Source organism: Staphylococcus sp. ACRSN (genome assembly GCF_022346615.1).
GTDB lineage: Bacteria > Bacillota > Bacilli > Staphylococcales > Staphylococcaceae > Staphylococcus.
In genome coordinates this window covers 190,845-209,401 of the sequence record NZ_JAKRNS010000004.1, presented here as the reverse complement: position 1 = coordinate 209,401, position 18,557 = coordinate 190,845, and the positions used below count along the sequence as shown (strand labels likewise).

The 18,557-nt window shown below is 32.4% G+C and carries 17 protein-coding genes and 1 riboswitch; of the genes, 13 read left to right on the top strand and 4 right to left on the bottom strand.

Annotated elements, in window-relative coordinates; all coding sequences use genetic code 11:
• Positions 1–2 precede the first annotated feature (2 nt).
• Genes purS through purD form a run of 8 tightly spaced genes read left to right on the top strand, consistent with a single transcriptional unit; the run spans position 3 to position 8,925 of the window.
• On the top strand, positions 3–263 hold the full coding sequence (gene purS / locus MHZ36_RS05880; protein ID WP_042739874.1) for a phosphoribosylformylglycinamidine synthase subunit PurS: 261 nt from the start codon (positions 3–5) through the stop codon (positions 261–263).
• Complete coding sequence (gene purQ / locus MHZ36_RS05875; RefSeq protein WP_239230247.1) at positions 263–934, top strand: phosphoribosylformylglycinamidine synthase I; 672 nt, start codon at positions 263–265, stop codon at positions 932–934. Before purS ends, purQ begins: the two co-directional genes overlap by 1 nt.
• On the top strand, positions 927–3,116 hold the full coding sequence (gene purL, locus MHZ36_RS05870; RefSeq protein WP_239230246.1) for a phosphoribosylformylglycinamidine synthase subunit PurL: 2,190 nt from the start codon (positions 927–929) through the stop codon (positions 3,114–3,116). The genes purQ and purL overlap by 8 nt, the downstream gene beginning before the upstream one ends.
• Positions 3,095–4,582 carry an amidophosphoribosyltransferase gene (purF, locus tag MHZ36_RS05865; protein WP_239230245.1) on the top strand — a complete coding sequence of 496 codons (1,488 nt, stop codon included), beginning with the start codon at positions 3,095–3,097 and terminating at the stop codon, positions 4,580–4,582. Before purL ends, purF begins: the two co-directional genes overlap by 22 nt.
• Positions 4,575–5,603, top strand: coding sequence for a phosphoribosylformylglycinamidine cyclo-ligase (gene purM, locus MHZ36_RS05860; RefSeq protein ID WP_239230244.1), 1,029 nt, complete (start codon positions 4,575–4,577; stop codon positions 5,601–5,603). Before purF ends, purM begins: the two co-directional genes overlap by 8 nt.
• Before the next feature lies 1 nt (position 5,604).
• Complete coding sequence (gene purN / locus MHZ36_RS05855; protein ID WP_239230243.1) at positions 5,605–6,171, top strand: phosphoribosylglycinamide formyltransferase; 567 nt, start codon at positions 5,605–5,607, stop codon at positions 6,169–6,171.
• Positions 6,172–6,186: 15 nt separating this feature from the next.
• Positions 6,187–7,665: a bifunctional phosphoribosylaminoimidazolecarboxamide formyltransferase/IMP cyclohydrolase gene (gene purH / locus MHZ36_RS05850; RefSeq protein WP_239230241.1), complete on the top strand. Its 1,479-nt coding sequence runs from the start codon at positions 6,187–6,189 to the stop codon at positions 7,663–7,665.
• A 21-nt stretch (positions 7,666–7,686) separates the two neighbouring features.
• Positions 7,687–8,925, top strand: coding sequence for a phosphoribosylamine--glycine ligase (gene purD / locus MHZ36_RS05845; RefSeq protein WP_239230239.1), 1,239 nt, complete (start codon positions 7,687–7,689; stop codon positions 8,923–8,925).
• A 370-nt stretch (positions 8,926–9,295) separates the two neighbouring features.
• On the opposite strand, the gene MHZ36_RS05840 is transcribed toward purD, so the two are convergent.
• The 4 genes from MHZ36_RS05840 to graF form a co-directional block, all read right to left on the bottom strand.
• Positions 9,296–10,102 (bottom strand): energy-coupling factor transporter transmembrane component T family protein, encoded by an 807-nt coding sequence (locus MHZ36_RS05840; RefSeq protein WP_239230237.1) that lies wholly within the window; start codon positions 10,100–10,102, stop codon positions 9,296–9,298.
• Positions 10,095–11,510, bottom strand: coding sequence for an ABC transporter ATP-binding protein (locus tag MHZ36_RS05835; protein ID WP_239230235.1), 1,416 nt, complete (start codon positions 11,508–11,510; stop codon positions 10,095–10,097). The genes MHZ36_RS05840 and MHZ36_RS05835 overlap by 8 nt, the downstream gene beginning before the upstream one ends.
• Before the next feature lie 12 nt (positions 11,511–11,522).
• A complete protein-coding gene (locus tag MHZ36_RS05830) occupies positions 11,523–12,098 on the bottom strand; it encodes an ECF transporter S component (RefSeq protein ID WP_239230233.1) in 576 nt (191 codons plus the stop codon).
• An 86-nt stretch (positions 12,099–12,184) separates the two neighbouring features.
• A riboswitch (TPP riboswitch) is annotated at positions 12,185–12,286 on the bottom strand.
• A gap of 208 nt (positions 12,287–12,494) precedes the next feature.
• Complete coding sequence (graF, locus tag MHZ36_RS05825; protein WP_239230231.1) at positions 12,495–12,629, bottom strand: glycopeptide resistance-associated protein GraF; 135 nt, start codon at positions 12,627–12,629, stop codon at positions 12,495–12,497.
• Between the two features lie 268 nt (positions 12,630–12,897).
• Here graF and auxA point away from each other — a divergent pair, with 268 nt between their 5' ends.
• The 5 genes from auxA to ptsP all read left to right on the top strand — a co-directional run bounded on the left by auxA (position 12,898) and on the right by ptsP (position 18,325).
• Positions 12,898–14,199 (top strand): lipoteichoic acid stability factor AuxA, encoded by a 1,302-nt coding sequence (gene auxA, locus MHZ36_RS05820; RefSeq protein WP_239230230.1) that lies wholly within the window; start codon positions 12,898–12,900, stop codon positions 14,197–14,199.
• 207 nt (positions 14,200–14,406) lie between these two features.
• Positions 14,407–15,576 (top strand): class I SAM-dependent rRNA methyltransferase, encoded by a 1,170-nt coding sequence (locus MHZ36_RS05815; protein WP_239230229.1) that lies wholly within the window; start codon positions 14,407–14,409, stop codon positions 15,574–15,576.
• 58 nt (positions 15,577–15,634) lie between these two features.
• Positions 15,635–16,177, top strand: a complete 543-nt coding sequence (locus MHZ36_RS05810) for a DUF697 domain-containing protein (RefSeq protein ID WP_239230228.1) — start codon at positions 15,635–15,637, stop codon at positions 16,175–16,177.
• Between the two features lie 164 nt (positions 16,178–16,341).
• Positions 16,342–16,608, top strand: coding sequence for a phosphocarrier protein HPr (locus MHZ36_RS05805; protein ID WP_239230227.1), 267 nt, complete (start codon positions 16,342–16,344; stop codon positions 16,606–16,608).
• 1 nt (position 16,609) lies between these two features.
• Positions 16,610–18,325, top strand: coding sequence for a phosphoenolpyruvate--protein phosphotransferase (gene ptsP, locus MHZ36_RS05800; protein WP_239230226.1), 1,716 nt, complete (start codon positions 16,610–16,612; stop codon positions 18,323–18,325).
• Positions 18,326–18,557 lie beyond the last annotated feature (232 nt).

Below are 18,557 nucleotides of genomic sequence, written 5' to 3'. Positions count from 1 at the left end.
TAATGAAAACTATCGAATTACACATCACATTACAACCACAGGTATTAGACACACAAGGCCAAGCGTTAAATCGTGCAGTCCATGATTTAGGTTATAAACAAGTTAATGATATTCGCGTAGGTAAAGTCTTATACATGACAGTAGATGAAGCTACAGATGAAGCGGTGCATAATGTAATTACAACTTTAAGTGAAAAATTATTTGCCAATACAGTTATTGAGGAATATAGCTATAAAGTGTTGGAAGAAGGAGAGAAAGCATAATGAAATTTGCAGTGCTTAAATTTCCAGGTTCTAACTGCGACAGAGATATGTATAATGCCGCAATCAAAACGGGCGTGAAAGCTGATTATGTTGATTATAGAAATACTTCATTATCAGGGTATGATGGCGTATTAATTCCAGGTGGTTTCTCATTTGGTGACTACTTACGTTCAGGCGCAATGGCAAGTGTAGCTCCAATTATTAATGAAGTGAAGCGATTTGCTGATGAAGGAAAACCAGTTTTAGGTGTGTGTAATGGATTTCAAATCCTGACAGAAATTGGATTATTACCAGGCGCATTATTACACAATGATTCACATTTGTTTGTGAGCAGAAATGAGTCGTTAAAAGTTGTTAATAATCAAACACCTTTTACTAACTTATATAAAGAAAATGAAGATGTGATTTATCCGGTAGCACATGGTGAAGGTCATTATTATTGTACTGATGCAATGTATAAAGATTTAGAAGCTAATAATCAAATCATTTTAAAATATAATGCAAATCCTAATGGTTCATATAATGATATTGCTGGAATTGTAAATGAACAAGGTAATGTGTGTGGTATGATGCCTCACCCAGAACGTGCAATTGAATCCATTTTAGGTACAGACAGTGGCGTTAAGTTATTTGAAGCAATGGTAAATAGTTGGAGGGAACAAAATGTCTAAATTTATTGAACCTAGTGCAGAGGAAATCAAATTAGAAAAATTATATCAAGATATGGGTCTAAGTGATAAAGAATATGAAAAAGTATGTGAAATACTTGGAAAAGAACCAAATTTCACAGAAATTGGTATTTTTTCTGTAATGTGGAGTGAGCATTGTTCTTATAAACATTCCAAACCTTTCTTAACACAATTTCCAACTTCAGGTAGTCATGTATTAATGGGACCAGGTGAAGGTGCTGGTGTTGTTGATATTGGAGATGAACAAGCTGTTGTATTTAAAGTAGAATCACATAATCATCCATCTGCAGTTGAACCATATCAAGGTGCAGCAACTGGTGTTGGTGGTATTATTAGAGACATCGTTTCAATTGGTGCAAGACCAATCAATTTATTAAATAGTTTACGTTTTGGTGAATTAACGGAAAAACAAAACCGTAGATTATTACGAGGTGTTGTAGCTGGTATTGGTGGTTATGGTAACTGTATCGGTATCCCAACAACTGCGGGGGAAATTGAATTTGATGATCGTTATGATGGCAATCCTTTAGTCAATGCAATGTGCGTTGGTATCATTGATCACGATATGGTACAAAAAGGAACGGCAAAAGGTGTCGGTAACTCAGTTATCTATGTTGGCTTAAAGACAGGTAGAGATGGTATCCATGGTGCTACTTTCGCTTCTGAAGAATTGAGTGAAGATAGTGAGAGTAAACGTCCTTCAGTACAAATTGGTGATCCATTCGTCGGTAAAAAATTAATGGAAGCTACATTAGAAGCTATAACATTTGACGAACTTGTTGGTATTCAAGATATGGGTGCCGCTGGTTTAACATCATCATCATCAGAAATGGCAGCAAAAGGCGGTAGTGGTTTACATTTACAACTTGAAAAAGTTCCTACACGTGAAAAAGGCATCTCTCCATACGAAATGATGCTTTCAGAAACACAAGAACGTATGTTACTTGTAGTAGAAAAAGGCACAGAAGCTAAATTTTTAGAATTATTTGATAAACATGAATTAGATAGTGCAGTAATAGGTGAAGTGACTGATACGGACCGTTTTGTACTTACTTATGAGGATGAAGTTTTTGCTGATATTCCTGTACAACCACTTTCTGATGAAGCGCCAGTTTATGTATTAGAAGGAGAAGCACCAGAATATAACAATGAAAAGAATGATTACAGCAAAGTTGATGTAAATCATGTATTTGATCAATTATTGCAACATCCTACAATAGCTTCTAAACGTTATTTATATGAGCAATACGATCAACAAGTTGGTGCTAATACAATAGTAAAACCAGGATTGCAAGCTTCTGTTGTACGTGTTGAAAATACGAATAAAGCAATAGCCTCTACGATTGATGGTGAAGCGAGATATGTATTTAACAACCCATATGAAGGTGGAAAAATGGTCGTTGCTGAAGCATATCGTAATTTAATTTCTGTAGGTGCAACACCGTTAGCTATGACTGATTGTTTAAACTATGGTTCTCCTGAGAAAAAAGAAATTTATCAACAATTAGCTGACTCTACGAAAGGTATGGCCGAAGCATGTGAAGTTCTAAGTACTCCAGTAGTATCAGGAAATGTTTCACTTTATAACGAAACGCGTGGTACTTCAATTTTCCCAACACCTGTCGTAGGAATGGTTGGGTTAATCGATGATATTCAATTTTTAAATGATTTTACACCTAAAGCAAATGACAAAGTATATTTAGTTGGCAAAACGAAAGATGACTTTGGTGGTAGCCAAATTGAGAAATTATTATATAGTGAAGTGAATCATGAGTTTGAAGCTATTGATTTATCAGATGAAGTTAAAAAGGGTGAATCAATTAAAGCGGCAATTCGTTCTGGTGTTGCATCTCATGTGCAAACTGTCGGTAAGGGTGGACTGTTATTAACACTTGCTAGATTAAGCGCACATTATGGATTAGGTTTAGATATCGATGTGAAATTATCTAATGAACAATTATTTAGCGAAACGCAAGGACGCTATATCGTTACAGTAAAAGAAGGTCAATCTATAAATATTGATAATGCAGTTGAAATTGGAACAGTTACTGATAATGGTCAATTTATTGTTAAAAATGAAGCAGTACACGTATCTCGTGAAGTTTCAAATCTGAATGAAATGTGGGAAGGAGCTATTCCTAAATGTATGACATCAGTGGATTAAATGAAGAATGTGGCGTATTTGGTATTTGGAACCATCACGAAGCGGCACAACTAACATATATGGGGTTGCATAGTTTACAACATCGTGGCCAAGAGGGTGCTGGCATTGTTTGTTCTAACGGGGAGGAACTTGTCGGAGAGCGAGGATTAGGTCTGTTAACAGAAGCAATTTCAGATATTCAACTTGAATCATTTAAGACATATCAACATGCAATTGGACATGTTCGCTATGCTACATCAGGCAATAAAGGTATTGAAAATATACAACCATTTTTATATCACTTTTATGATATGAGTGTTGCTGTATGCCATAATGGTAACCTTATAAACGCTCAAACATTAAGAAAATCATTAGAGCATCAAGGTTCTATTTTTCATTCATCATCTGATACAGAAGTTATTATGCATTTAATTCGTAGAAGTAAGGCACCAACATTTGAGGATGCATTACAAGAAAGTTTAAGAAAAATCAAAGGTGGCTTTACCTTTGCGTTATTAACTAAAGATGCATTATATGGTGCGGTTGATCCAAATGCAATTAGACCTTTGGTTGTTGGTAAAATGAAGACTGGTGCTTATATTTTAGCTAGTGAAACATGTGCAATTGATGTATTAGGTGCTGAGTTTGTACGTGATATACATGCAGGAGAGTATGTGGTTATTAACGACGATGGTATAAGAGTAGAATCATATACACGACATACAACAACAGCTATTTCTGCAATGGAATATATATACTTTGCAAGACCAGATTCAACGATTGCAGGTAAAAATGTACATGCTGTTAGAAAGCAATCAGGTAAACAATTGGCTAATGAAAGTCCAGCTAGTACTGCAGATATGGTCATTGGTGTTCCAAACTCATCATTATCAGCTGCATCAGGTTATGCAGAAGAAAGTGGTTTACCATATGAAATGGGCTTAGTTAAAAACCAATATGTTGCAAGAACATTTATTCAACCGACACAAGAATTACGTGAACAAGGCGTAAGAGTTAAATTGTCGGCAGTAAAAGACATTGTACAAGGTAAAAATATTGTGCTTGTAGATGATTCTATTGTACGTGGTACAACAAGTAGACGCATTGTACAAATGTTAAAAGATGCAGGGGCAAATGAAGTTCATGTAAGAATTGCATCTCCTGAGTTTATGTTCCCAAGTTTTTACGGTATTGATGTTTCAACAACTGCCGAATTAATTTCTGCAAATAAATCTCCAGAAGAAATTAGAGATTATATCGGGGCAGATTCATTGTCATATTTAAGTGTAGATGGATTAATTGATTCTATTGGACTCAATCAAGATGTACCATATAGTGGTCTATGCGTAGAAAGTTTTACGGGTGATTATCCAGCCGGATTATATGATTATGAATCAGATTATATAAAACATTTAAGCGAACGCCAAAAAACGTATTTGAAAAATAATAAACAATATTTTGATAAAGAGGGGAATATTCATGTCTAAAGCATACCAACAAGCAGGTGTCGATATAAACGCAGGTTACGAAGCGGTAGAACGTATGTCTAGTCACGTCAAACGAACAATGCGTAAAGAAGTACTTGGAGGGCTTGGTGGCTTTGGTGCAACATTTGACCTTTCACAATTAAATATGAAAGCACCTTTACTTGTCTCAGGAACTGACGGTGTTGGAACTAAATTAAAATTAGCAATTGATCATGATAAACATGACACTATTGGCGTTGATGCTGTAGCGATGTGTGTAAATGATATTTTAACTACAGGTGCTGAACCGCTTTATTTTTTAGATTATATTGCCACGAATAAAGTAATTCCAGAAGTAATTGAACAAATTGTCAAAGGCGTTAGTGATGGCTGTGAAGAAACAAATACAGCGCTTATTGGCGGTGAAACGGCTGAAATGGGCGAAATGTATCATGAAGGTGAATATGATTTAGCCGGTTTTGCTGTCGGTGCAGTTGAAAAAGATGAGTACATTGATGGCAGTAAGGTTAAACCAGGTCAAGTAATTATTGGACTTGAATCAAGTGGTATTCATTCAAATGGTTATAGCTTAGTTAGGAATTTAATCAAAAAATCCAATGTTGATTTACAAGGTAAGTTTGATGAAAATCGTACTTACTTAGAAACATTTTTAGAACCAACACGATTATATGTGAAACCAGTATTAGCGGTAAAAGAAGCTGTTAAAATCAATGCTATGACACATATTACAGGCGGTGGTTTTTATGAAAATATCCCTAGAGCACTACCAGAAGGTGTAACGGCTAAGGTTGATGTGACATCTTTCCCAACATTACCAATATTTGATTGGTTGCAAGAACAAGGTGAAATTACAACAGATGAAATGTATAACGTATTTAATATGGGAATAGGTTTTACAATTATCGTTGAATCACAGGATGCGGATAAAGCGTTAGGTATTTTAAAAGAACAAAATGTAAAAGCATACAAAATTGGGGAAATCATTGAAGGAAATGAACCAATTCAATTAACGGGGGTATAAAATGACCAAAATAGCAATTTTCGCATCTGGTTCAGGTAGTAATTTTGAAAGTATTATGAATGAAATTGAGTCGGGTTATTTATCTCATATTGAAGTTACCGCTTTGTACACTGATCAAGTAAATGCTTATTGCATCGAACGTGCTAGAAAATTCAATTTAGACGTGCATATCAATGAACTTAAAAATTTTGATTCAAAAGCAGATTATGAACGAAAAATCATCGAGTGGTTAACAGCAGAAAAAGTAGAATGGATTGTATTAGCGGGTTATATGAAATTAATCGGAGAAAATATCTTAAATGCATATGACAAACGTATTTTAAATATTCATCCATCACTATTGCCTAAATTTAAAGGTAAAGATGCAATAGGGCAAGCCTTTGAAAATGGAGAAACTGTAACTGGTTCTACAGTTCATTATGTTGATAGTGGCATGGATACTGGTGAAATTATAGAACAACGTTCTTGTAATATTTATCCAGATGATACAAAAGAATTATTAGAAGAACGTATTAAAGAAATTGAACATCAACTTTATCCAGAAGTTATTGCAAAAATTATTCAATAAGAGGTGCCAATACTAATGAAAAAAGCAATATTAAGTGTTTCAAATAAGAACGGAATTGTACCATTTGCACAATCTTTAACAGAGTTAGGTTATGAATTATATTCAACAGGCGGTACAAAAAAAGCATTAGTAGAAGCTGATGTCCCAGTTAAATCTATTTCAGATTTAACACAATTTGATGAAATTATGGATGGTCGTGTGAAGACTTTACATCCAGCAGTGCATGGTGGAATTTTAGCGGATCGCAATAAACCTGAGCATTTAGAACAATTAAAAGAACAACAAATAGATTTAATTGATATGGTAGTTGTAAATTTATATCCATTTAAAGAAACTGTAGCTAACCCAGATGTAACTGAAAGTGATGCAATTGAAAATATCGATATTGGTGGACCAACAATGTTGCGCGCAGCAGCTAAAAACTTTAAACACGTAACAACAATTGTTCATCCAGCAGATTATAATGAAGTCATTGATAGAATTAAAAATGATAATTTAGATGAAGATTTCCGTAAATCACTAATGGTTAAAGTCTTTGACCATACAAATGAATATGATGCAGCAATTGTTGAATTTTTCAAAAATAGCAAAGAAACATTACGTTATGGTGAAAATCCACAACAAAATGCAGCATTTGTTCGTACATCTAATGCGACCCATACTTTAGCAGGTGCGAAACAATTGCATGGTAAACAATTAAGCTACAATAATATCAAAGATGCTGATGCTGCACTTGCATTAGTTAAACAATTTGAACAACCTGCCGCAGTTGCGGTTAAGCATATGAATCCATGTGGTGTAGGTGTGGCAAATACAATAGAAGAAGCATATCAATTTGCTTTTGAAGCTGATAATCAATCAATCTTTGGTGGTATTGTTGCACTTAATAGAACTGTAGATACAGAATTAGCAGAATCACTACATGGCATATTCTTAGAAGTGATTATTGCACCTAAATTTACTCAAGCAGCTTTTGATGTCTTAAGTAAAAAGAAAAATATTCGTCTATTAGAAATTGATATGACGATTGATAATAGTGAACAAGAAATTGTTTCTGTTTCAGGTGGATATTTAGTGCAAGATAAAGATAATGTTGTTTCTAATCGTGAAGATATGACTGTTGTTACAGAAGTTGAACCAACGAAAGTACAATGGGAAGCAATGTTATTAGGATGGAAAGTTGTTGCTTCTGTTAAAAGTAATGCAATTATTTTGAGTAATTCAAAACAAACTGTTGGTATTGGTGCTGGTCAAATGAATCGTGTAGGATCGGCAAAAATAGCTATTGAACGTGCGATTGAAATTAATGATGAGGTTGTAATGGTTTCTGATGGTTTCTTCCCAATGGATGACACGGTAGAGCTAGCAGCAAAACATGGTATTAAGGCAATTATTCAACCAGGTGGTTCAATTAAAGATCAAGATTCTATCGACATGGCGAATAAGCATGGTATTGCAATGGTAACTACCGGTGTAAGACACTTTAAACATTAATCTAATGGAGGCAGTAACTTTATGAAAGTACTTGTTATAGGCGGAGGCGGAAGAGAACATGTCTTAGCGCATAAACTTAGCCAGTCACCACTCGTAAATAAAATTTATTCAATTCCAGGAAATGATGCAATGGCTCATATAGCAGAAGTACACACAGAAATTGCAGAAACAAATCATGAAGAGATTGTAAAATTTGCGAAATCACAGCAAATCAATTGGGTAATTATAGGACCTGAACAACCATTAACAGAAGGTTTGTCAGACAAATTGCAAGATGAAGGAATCAAAGTTTTTGGTCCGAATCAAGCTGCCGCTCAAATTGAAGGTTCTAAGTTATTTGCAAAGCAACTTATGGAAAAATATAATGTTCCGACGGCTGAATATAAAGAAATTAACAATAAGCAGAGCGCATTGGAATACGTTAAGCATTGTGAATATCCTGTTGTATTAAAAAAAGATGGTTTAGCAGCTGGTAAAGGTGTAATTATTGCCATGAATCATAAAGAAGCATTAGATGGTATTGATGAATTATATCCAGAAGAAGATGGCATTGTCGTTTTTGAACAATTTCTTGAAGGTGAAGAATTTTCATTAATGACTTTTGTAAATGGTGAATATGCTGTTCCTTTTGATTGTATTGCACAAGACCATAAAAGAGCTTTTGATAATGATCAAGGCCCGAATACTGGTGGAATGGGAGCGTACTGTCCAGTTCCACATATTGGTGATGATATATTGAAACAAACAAATGAAACCATTGCGCAACCTATTGCTAATGCCCTTGTAACAGAAGGTTATCATTTCTTTGGTGTTTTATATATTGGTGCAATTATTACCAATGAAGGTCCGAAAGTTATTGAATTTAATGCTCGTTTTGGCGATCCAGAAGCACAAGTTCTACTTACACGTATGGAAAGTGATTTGATGCAACATATAATTGAGTTGGATAATAGACAGCCAATACATTTTAATTGGAAAAAAGAGTCCGTAGTCGGTGTTATGTTGGCATCAAAAGGATATCCAGGTGCTTATACAAAGGGGCAAACTGTCTCAGGATTTAATTTAGATGGTACGTATTTTGTGAGTGGTTTGAAAAAAGAAGGTAGTACATTTGTCACTACTGGTGGACGCGTGATTTTGGCGCTAGGTGAAGGTGAAGATATTACATCTGCAAAAGCAAGTGCTTATGAAGCAGTTGAAAAAATTGAAAGTGATGCATTGTTTTATCGTAATGATATAAGTAATAAAGCGATTAAATAGCAAATTTTGTATAACAGAAACCCAAATTGCTAAATAGAGAGATTTCAATTTATCACTCAGGCAATAATAATTAGAGTGGATATTATATAAGCGTTGGATTCTTCAATTTGATCAACATATTATCGAAATTAGTAAATAGGCTATGACATCATACCAGTCGTAGCCTATTTAGTTTTCGGTTTTTGCAAATTTTGTAATATATTTCCCAAGTATACTAGGATTTAGAATATATCGAGCGGATAATATTCGTTTGAAATAATATAAAAAGCAATTGTGCAACGTTTGATACGTAGACAATTGCTTTGTATTTCTTTTTTTGCATTTATAAAATTATTTAAGATGTACAGTTAAGTCATATTAAGTTATGAAATTAATAAATATTTGTTATACGAATATCGTGAATTCCTGTTATTGGAAAAAAACTTGATAGGTAATAAGCAATTACGGCTATAAGTATCATTGCTAATATAAAAAATAAATCTTTAACTGAGAATGGTGCGAAATAGTAATATGTTCTTGGACCATCCCTAAATCCTTTTTTCTCCATAGCAACGGAAAGTTGATGCGCTTTTCTAATATTTTGACTGAGTAGTGGAATGACGATATGTTTAATTCGTTTAAAACCACTATAATTACTTCGATCAATCATTTGATAACGCATCTTTACTGATTTTCTCAATTGAATTAATGAACTAAACATTAGAGGAACCATTCGTATAGCAGCCATAAATGCATATGCAACTTTAGGTTTTATTTTTAAGTGTTGCATTAGACTGTAAAATATCATTACGATTTGAGAAGTAAAAGCGATAAGCATACCAAAGAATGCAACTGTTGATGTACGCATTGCTAAATGTAATCCTCTAAATAAGCTTTCTGTTGTAATGTGAATAAATCCCAATTTAAAAAGGGTATGAGTACCATCACCATAAAAAATCATAAACAGTGCGGAAATAATACTGAATAGTATTGTGAAGAGTACAAAGGGTAATGTAATCGTCCATTTTATCCCGTTAAAAAATAAAAGGAACATCAATATTAAAATCATAAGGTAAAACATATAATCAAATTGATGGATTAAAATTACAAAGAAAAATAACAACACACCTAATATAAGTTTGGTGATAATATTAACGTCATCTATAAATGATTGGTTCTTTTTCCATTGATCAAACATTAATATCACTCTTTTCTTCTATTAAAAATTGATTTTCAACATTAAATTTTCGTGTTGCATAGCGTGATATTAATTCAGAATCATGCGTCACCATAATAATCGTTTGGCCAGATTGTATACGCGCTTGAAATAATTTAATTAAATTAAAGGTATTATGGCTATCTAAACCGAATGTAGGTTCATCTAGTAAAAGGAATTTAGAAGATGAACTAAGCGCTATTGCGACACTCAAACGTCTTTTTTGACCGACTGAAAGTTCAAAAGGGTGTTGGTTTTGTACAGCTTGCAACTGTAACATCTCTAACATTGCATCTGTTGCTTGTTTAGCATTTAATGAAGCTTTACTTTGATTTTTATATTGAATGAAAATCTCTTCATAAACCGAGTTTGTAATGAATTGTGATTCTGGGTTTTGGTAAACTAGAAACATATGCTTTGCTGCTTGTTTGATTTTTCTGATGGTTTCATTATTAATAGCAAATGTTCCTGAGTATTTAATCAGTTGCATGATTGATTCGAGTAGAGTAGTTTTTCCAGCACCATTTTGACCAGTAATTGTAATCCACTCACCTGAACTAATTGCTAATTCAGGGATTTGTAATAAATTTTTCTTAGCGCGTTTAATCGTTATATCTTTAAAATATAAAGTTCCTAGGTCATTGTTAGATTGAGTCGGATTATTTAATGCACTTGGGGCATATTCCCATGCGTTAGGATGCCATACACCATATTCAGATAGTAGTTTTTCAAAATCTCTTAGAATCACTTGAGGTGTTTCATCTGCTATGATTTCGCCATCATAGTTAAACAGTATGACACGATCGATATGTTGCCATACATGGTTGACTTTATGTTCGACTATAATTACAGTTTTTTTATCCCAAACTTGTTTTATCATCTTCCACAAGTCTTCGGTTGATTCACTATCTAACATTGCAGTAGGCTCATCTAAAAATAAAGTGTCAGTTTCTTGTAAAATGGTTTCAGCAATAGCTAATTTTTGTTTCATTCCACCACTAAGTTGATTTATGTATTGGTCTTTATTCACGTCTAAACCAACAGCTGCTAGAGCACTTTCGATGCGTGAATCCATATCATTACGTGGTACTTGTAGATTTTCTAATACAAAGGCGAGTTCTTCGTAAACTTTTGGCATGCAAAATTGCGTGTCAGGATCTTGGAATATAACGCCACAATCACTTTTTATTGTTAACTCATCGTATTTCATGGGAAGATCTACCAAATTTGGTACGATGCCACTTAATACATTAAGTAAAGTACTTTTACCAGAACCAGATGGTCCTAATAAAAGCACTTTTTCATTATTATTTATTGTTAGATTTAAATTATCGAATATTTTTTTCTCTGCATTTGGATACTTTAAGCGTAAATTTTTAATGGATATCAATATTGTGACTCCTTATAAATTGTCATAATCATGTTTTGTAGCTGGTCTGAATAATTTTGTAACACCAGTTTGATCTAAAGCTCGAACGATATAATATGATAAAAGTCCGGCTACGAGAATACCACTGATAATTCTAAAGCCAATATATAAAGTTAAATTCCATCCTGCAATTTCACCTAAATAGCCATATGCAAAATCAATAGGTAATGTTGCGATAGCAGTTAGGAAACCAGCTAATATTGCAACCATTGCTGAACGTGATTTATATCTAAAAATCATAAAAATAATTTCACAAGCTAAACCTTGTACAAATGCATAAATCATTGTTGCAATATCAAAGCGGCCCATGATAATTGTTTCACCTGCGCCAGCAGCAAATTCTGCTAGTAAGGCAACACCTGCCTTTGGAATAATCAAGTAAGCAACAACAGCTGCCATAAACCATGCACCATAAGTTAACTCTTCAAAATGTAAACCTGTGATTTGTACGGCTTTATACACGAAATTCCAAATATTATATATCACTGCAAATACAACAGCAATTAAAACAGTTACGAGTATTTCAGATAACTTTAAACCTTTTGTCATGATACTTTCCTCCCAAATAAAAAAACGCACAACCTTCTAGAAAAGTGTGCGCATAGTTATTTGCATACAGATACTCAAAAAATGAAAAGTATCGCAATACACTTTCCTACGCTAGTTTAATCTAGATCAGGTTCAAAGGGTTTGAGGGTATACCTCATCTCAGTCACAAAACACCCCTAGTGCGAATGTTATATTTAAATTTAATTATAATGTATGACTTTTTCTGTACTATGTCAAGGTTACAATTGTAAAAACAGGGTATTTATAAAGCTAATGAAACACTTTCAGATGATTTTTTTTAAAATAAGTGTATGAAATTAAAAAATAGGTTAGTCCCTAGCACTTAAGTGAAAGGCACTAACCTATATAAATTAGTATTAGTATACTTTATCTGTATTAATCCAAAGTATCTTGGATATTTTTTTTAGTTTCTTCAACATCATCTGATGAAGATTCTTTTTGGTCTTTTAGTTTTTCTTCGGCTTCTTTAGCTTTTTCAGCTGCTTTTTTATTTAATTCGTCTTTACTCATATTATGACACTCCTTATTGATGTTTGATTATATATATGGTATACCACATAATTTAGTAACTAAAACATATTAATAATTTAGTTGGAAAATGAAGGCTTGAGTTTAATTTTTAAAATAAATTTATCTAATTTATATAAATAATTGTTTAATAGGATAAGGAATGTGGAAATTTGACAATACAACTAATCTATCATACTAAAGACTTATTTATTAGATTATTAAAGACAAGAACTAAATGTTCATATATAATAACTTTGAGGTGAATGGTATGTCTTTTATAAAGAAACACGCCGAGATACTATATAGTTATATCATAGGCATCGTTTCGCTTTTCACAGGTCTCATCATTTTGGTCAATTTACCTTTAATCCATAAATTAAATGGGAAAGATAAACCAGAGTTACATATCCATAATGTGTGGGATTTTATTAATGCATTTTTTAGTGAAATAATTAGAGTTATGAGTAACTATATAGGGAGCTTTCCTATAGTCAGTGCTATTATAATTATTTTATTTGGTGTGCTCGTACTATTATTAGGTATGACACTTTACAGAACAACGGGTTACGATTATGATATTTCGATTTTCTTTTTAGTAATTGGAATATTATTTTTCTTAATTACACTAATTTTAATGACGCAAGTATATAGTTTCTTTGCTATTATTTTTGTCATACCTTTTGCAGTGCATATAGGTTATATTGTGTATAAAGATGAATTAAATAAACACCATAGAAAATACCATTATTTATGGATTATTTTCACATATGGAATTAGTTATTTACTAACTCAAATTGTTCTTTACGGTAGAATTGATAGTGATGAAATTGTTCCAATTGATATTCTTAGTGTTAACTCGTTCTTTTTAATCATGTGGTTGTTAGGCCAAATGTCAATTTGGAACTTCTTATTCTTAAGAAGATCACTTCCGCTGACTAAAGAAGAGCTAGGTGAAGAAGCCCCTGAATTATCTCGAACTAGTAAAGATTCAGTATCAAATCAAACTAAGGAACATTGGAAAAATTTACAAGACAAAACAACGGAATTCACACGTAAGACAAGACGAAGTGTGGATATTCAAAAGGCTAGAGAAAAGAAAGATAAGTTTATCGAAAAATGGAAAAATAAAATCGATATTCAAGAAGATGATGTTCCAAATTGGATGAAGAAACCTAAGTGGTTAAAAAGAGCATATGTTGAGTTGATTTGTGGAGCTATTTTATTATTCTTTACATTGATTGAATTCAATAATAGAAATTCATTATTTGTATCTGGAGACTGGGAAATTTCACAGACGCAATATGTAATAGAATGGATAACTTTATTCCTACTCATGATTGTTATTATCATCTATATTTTAACAACATTAACGAATTTCTTAAAAGGAAGATTTTATTATCTTCAATTATTTATGGTAAGTTTATTATTCTTTAAATTGTTAACAGAGTTTGTAAATATTATGGTCCATGGTTTATTACTATCTATATTTATTACACCAATTTTATTTATAATGCTAATAGCGGTCATTGTCGCATTTTCAATAAAATTGAGACAACCGTCTAATGATTAATGTATAGTTTATGAAGGCGTAATCTACCTTTCTAGTTTTCTAGGAAGGTAGATTTTTTATTTTAACTTTACAGATGATTATTGATAATTAAAATATAAGGGTAATAGGAACTATAATTAAATTTTTAATGTAACTAAGCATATGAAATGATAAAATAGATAAGCAAATTAAAATCTTACTTAAAAGTAGAAAGGCTGTCATAATATTATGAAAACTGCCACATTAAATAAAGGTAAAGAAACAAAGTATTTAAATCAATATCCGTTAGTTGAAGCGGATGATATATATGACCAAGATCATTTAAAAGAAGGAGATTTATTTTATATCGTAAATGATAATGGTGTTTATATTGCTACAGCTTATGTAGGTAGACAACATAAAGGTCTTGGTTGGGTATTAAGTTATGACCAAAATGAAACGGTAAACACGGTGTTTTTCGAACGATTATTTAAATCAGCCAATGAAGATAGAGCATACTTTTATAACATTGATGGTACTAATGCATTTAGATTATTTAATGGTGAAGGTGATGGCATTGGGGGCTTAACTATTGATAATTATAATGGGCATCTATTAATCCAATGGTACTCAAAAGGCATCTATAAATTTAGATACCAAATATTAGAAGCAATAAAAAATATTTTTGAATTTACGTCAATTTTTGAAAAAATGAGATTTAAAGATGCAGAAATTACAGGTGGTTTTGTACATGGTGAAGCACCTGAATTTCCAATAGTTATAGAAGAAAACTTTACTTTTTATAATGTGCATCTAGATGATGGTCCAATGACAGGGATATTTTTAGATCAAAAAGAAGTAAGAAAAAAATTAAAAGAGCATTATGCTAGTAATCGTAACTTATTAAATGTATTTAGTTATACAGGTGCATTTTCAGTTGTTTCAGCTGAAGTTGCTAAAGATACAACAAGTGTTGATTTAGCGAATCGTTCAAGATCATTAACCGAAGAAAACTTTGGGCTAAATGGAATCGATCCTAAGTCACAATATATTTATGTAATGGATACTTTTGATTTTTATAATTACGCTAAAAGACATGATTTGTTTTACGATACAATTGTTATAGATCCTCCGAGTTTTGCTAGAAACAAGAAGAAAACTTTTTCTGTATTAAAAGACTATGATAAATTGATTATTGGTGCATTAGATATTCTGGGACCTAATGGAACAATGTTACTATGTACGAATAATAGTACCTTTACACTAAAAGCTTTTAAAAAAGTTGTAAAAGAAACATTGGAAAATGAAGGTGTTCCATATGAATTACAAGATGTAATGGGCTTGCCTAAAGATTTTAAGACGCATGCACATTACAAACCATCAAAATATTTAAAAGCAATTTTTGTAAAAATACTATAAATTTCGTAAATTTGGGTATAAATTTTATATGGTCATTTTTTATAAAGGAGAGTATAAGATGGGCTTAAAAAATAAATTTACTAATAAATTTACAAAAGAAGTAGGGAATAAAGTCTTAAATATTGAAGATATTAAAGAAAAACATCAATTACCTGTTAATTTATTTGAATTGGATGAAAGACGAGAACGCGCACAAACGTTAGTTAAGAAGAAATCATTATTGTCTTCAAGTGTCAGTGTCATACCAATTCCAGGTCTTGATTTTGGTGTGGATATCAAATTAATGAAAGATATAATTGAAGATGTAAATAAAATCTATGGTCTGGATCATAAGCAAGTTAGTAATATGGGAGATAATGTGAAAGAGCGAATCTATACATTAGCTGCCATACAAGGTAGCCAATTTATTGGTAAGAAAATTTCTGATGCAATATTAAAAGTTGTGATTAGAGATGTTGCTAAACGTGTAGTTGCAAAACAAACTAAATGGTTCCCAATTTTAGGCCAAGCAATATCTGCATCAGTAAGTTATTATTTTATGAAAAAAATTGGCGATGAACACATTGAAAAGTGTGAAAAAGTCATTAAAGAATTACTATAAATCGTGAGCGTTTTCATAAAATCTACAAATATTGATGATTATTGTCATAACAGGGTAATAACGAATTGAATTTATATATATAATTTGGTAATGTTATTATATAAAACTATGCTAGGTTTTATAATAAACTAACGATTCTAACTATACGAAGGAGAAATCATATTATGGAACAAAAATCATATGTAATTATTGACGAAACAGGTATTCACGCTCGTCCAGCGACTATGCTTGTTCAAACTGCCTCAAAATTCGATTCAGATATTCAATTAGAATATAATGGTAAAAAAGTTAACTTGAAATCAATCATGGGTGTTATGAGTTTAGGTGTAGGTAAAGATGCAGAAATTACAATCTATGCCGATGGTAGTGATGAAACTGATGCAATTGAAGCAATCACAGACATCTTATCTAAAGAAGGTTTAACTGCTTAATATGTCACAACATATAAATGGTATTGCTGCATCTGATGGTGTAGCAATTGCCAAGGCATATTTATTAGTTGAACCTGACCTTTCATTTAATAATGAAAAGGTAACAGATGTTGATTCTGAAATTGAAAAGTTTAAACATGCTATCGATACATCTAAAGTTGAATTAACAAAGATTAGAAATAACGCTGAAGAAAATTTAGGTGCTGATAAAGCAGCTATTTTCGATGCACATCTCTTAGTTTTAGATGATCCTGAATTAATTCAACCGATTGAAGATAAGATTAAAAATGAACAAGTTAACGCACCAACTGCTCTAACTGATGTTACAGGGCAATTTATTACTATATTTGAATCAATGGACAATGAATATATGAAAGAACGTGCTGCTGATATTCGTGATGTTTCAAAGCGTGTACTAGCTCATATATTGGGAGTTGAATTACCAAATCCTAGTATGATTGATGAAAGCGTTGTCATAATCGGGAATGATTTAACACCATCTGACACAGCACAATTAAATAAAGAGTTTGTTCAAGGTTTTGTAACTAATATTGGCGGTAGAACTTCTCATTCTGCTATAATGAGTCGTTCTTTAGAAATACCAGCGATTGTTGGTACAAAATCAATTACTCAAGAAGTTAAACAAGGTGATATGATTATCGTTGATGGTTTAACTGGGGAAGTAATAATAGATCCAACTGAAGACGAAGTGATAGCTTATCAAAATAAACGTGAACGTTTCTTCGACGATAAAAAAGAATTACAAAAATTACGTGACGAAGAAACAACTACTATTGATGGTAAGCATGCTGAGTTAGCTGCCAACATTGGTACACCAGATGATTTAACAGGTGTTATTGAAAATGGTGCCGAAGGTATTGGCTTGTATCGTACAGAATTCCTATATATGGGAAGAGATGAAATGCCTTCAGAAGACGAACAATTTGAAGCTTACAAGAAAGTATTAGAAACAATGAAAGATAAGCGTGTTGTTGTTCGTACACTAGATATTGGTGGCGACAAAGAGTTACCTTATCTAAATTTACCTGAAGAAATGAATCCATTTTTAGGTTATCGTGCTATTCGATTATGCTTAGATCAACCTGATATTTTCAGACCACAATTACGTGCGTTACTACGTGCTTCAGCATTTGGAAAATTGAATATCATGTTCCCAATGGTTGCAACAATTCAAGAATTCCGTGATGCAAAAGCTTTACTTCTTGAAGAAAAAGACAATTTAACACAAGAAGGTGTTGAAGTTTCAGATGATATTGAATTAGGTATCATGGTAGAAATTCCTTCAACTGCAGCATTAGCCGATGTGTTTGCTAAAGAGGTAGACTTCTTTAGTATTGGTACGAACGATTTAATTCAATATACAATGGCTGCTGATAGAATGTCAGAGCGCGTTTCATACTTGTATCAACCATATAATCCTTCAATTTTACGATTAGTTAAACAAGTTATCGAAGCTTCTCATAAAGAAGGTAAATGGACTGGTATGTGTGGCGAAATGGCAGGCGATGAAGTAGCAATTCCATTATTACTAGGTTTAGGTTTAGACGAATTTTCTATGAGTGCGACATCAGTACTTAAAGCACGTCGTCAAATTAAGGGACTTAGTCAAAATGAAATGGAAGAGTTAGCTAATAGAGCGATTAATTGTGCTACAACTGATGAAGTAATAACATTAGTTAATCAATATGCAAAATAATTATTAGGTAGGTGTACTACTTCTAATAATCGTTTGTAGAAAGTTTTGAATAGGGGAAAGGATAAGCTTAAATTTAGCTTATCCTTTTTATTTTAAAGTATTTAATTAGTCATAGGAATAAAAGATCCAAATGAAAATTATCGGAATTTTCATTTGGATCTTTTATTTTTTATTCTGTCCTATACTATCCTCACCAATGTGTATTAACCAAAATCACATAATAGTAAATTAG

Bases quoted from the DNA above. Each gene is read 5' to 3' on its own strand.
- purF (WP_239230245.1), top strand. From the start codon at position 3,095: ATGTATGACATCAGTGGATTAAATGAAGAATGTGGCGTATTTGGTATT.
- purD (WP_239230239.1), top strand. From the start codon at position 7,687: ATGAAAGTACTTGTTATAGGCGGAGGCGGAAGAGAACATGTCTTAGCG.
- purN (WP_239230243.1), top strand. From the start codon at position 5,605: ATGACCAAAATAGCAATTTTCGCATCTGGTTCAGGTAGTAATTTTGAA.
- MHZ36_RS05805 (WP_239230227.1), top strand. From the start codon at position 16,342: ATGGAACAAAAATCATATGTAATTATTGACGAAACAGGTATTCACGCT.
- purL (WP_239230246.1), top strand. From the start codon at position 927: ATGTCTAAATTTATTGAACCTAGTGCAGAGGAAATCAAATTAGAAAAA.
- purQ (WP_239230247.1), top strand. From the start codon at position 263: ATGAAATTTGCAGTGCTTAAATTTCCAGGTTCTAACTGCGACAGAGAT.
- MHZ36_RS05810 (WP_239230228.1), top strand. From the start codon at position 15,635: ATGGGCTTAAAAAATAAATTTACTAATAAATTTACAAAAGAAGTAGGG.
- ptsP (WP_239230226.1), top strand. From the start codon at position 16,610: ATGTCACAACATATAAATGGTATTGCTGCATCTGATGGTGTAGCAATT.
- purH (WP_239230241.1), top strand. From the start codon at position 6,187: ATGAAAAAAGCAATATTAAGTGTTTCAAATAAGAACGGAATTGTACCA.
- graF (WP_239230231.1), bottom strand. From the start codon at position 12,629: ATGAGTAAAGACGAATTAAATAAAAAAGCAGCTGAAAAAGCTAAAGAA.
- purS (WP_042739874.1), top strand. From the start codon at position 3: ATGAAAACTATCGAATTACACATCACATTACAACCACAGGTATTAGAC.
- purM (WP_239230244.1), top strand. From the start codon at position 4,575: ATGTCTAAAGCATACCAACAAGCAGGTGTCGATATAAACGCAGGTTAC.
- MHZ36_RS05830 (WP_239230233.1), bottom strand. From the start codon at position 12,098: ATGACAAAAGGTTTAAAGTTATCTGAAATACTCGTAACTGTTTTAATT.
- auxA (WP_239230230.1), top strand. From the start codon at position 12,898: ATGTCTTTTATAAAGAAACACGCCGAGATACTATATAGTTATATCATA.
- MHZ36_RS05815 (WP_239230229.1), top strand. From the start codon at position 14,407: ATGAAAACTGCCACATTAAATAAAGGTAAAGAAACAAAGTATTTAAAT.
- MHZ36_RS05840 (WP_239230237.1), bottom strand. From the start codon at position 10,102: ATGTTTGATCAATGGAAAAAGAACCAATCATTTATAGATGACGTTAAT.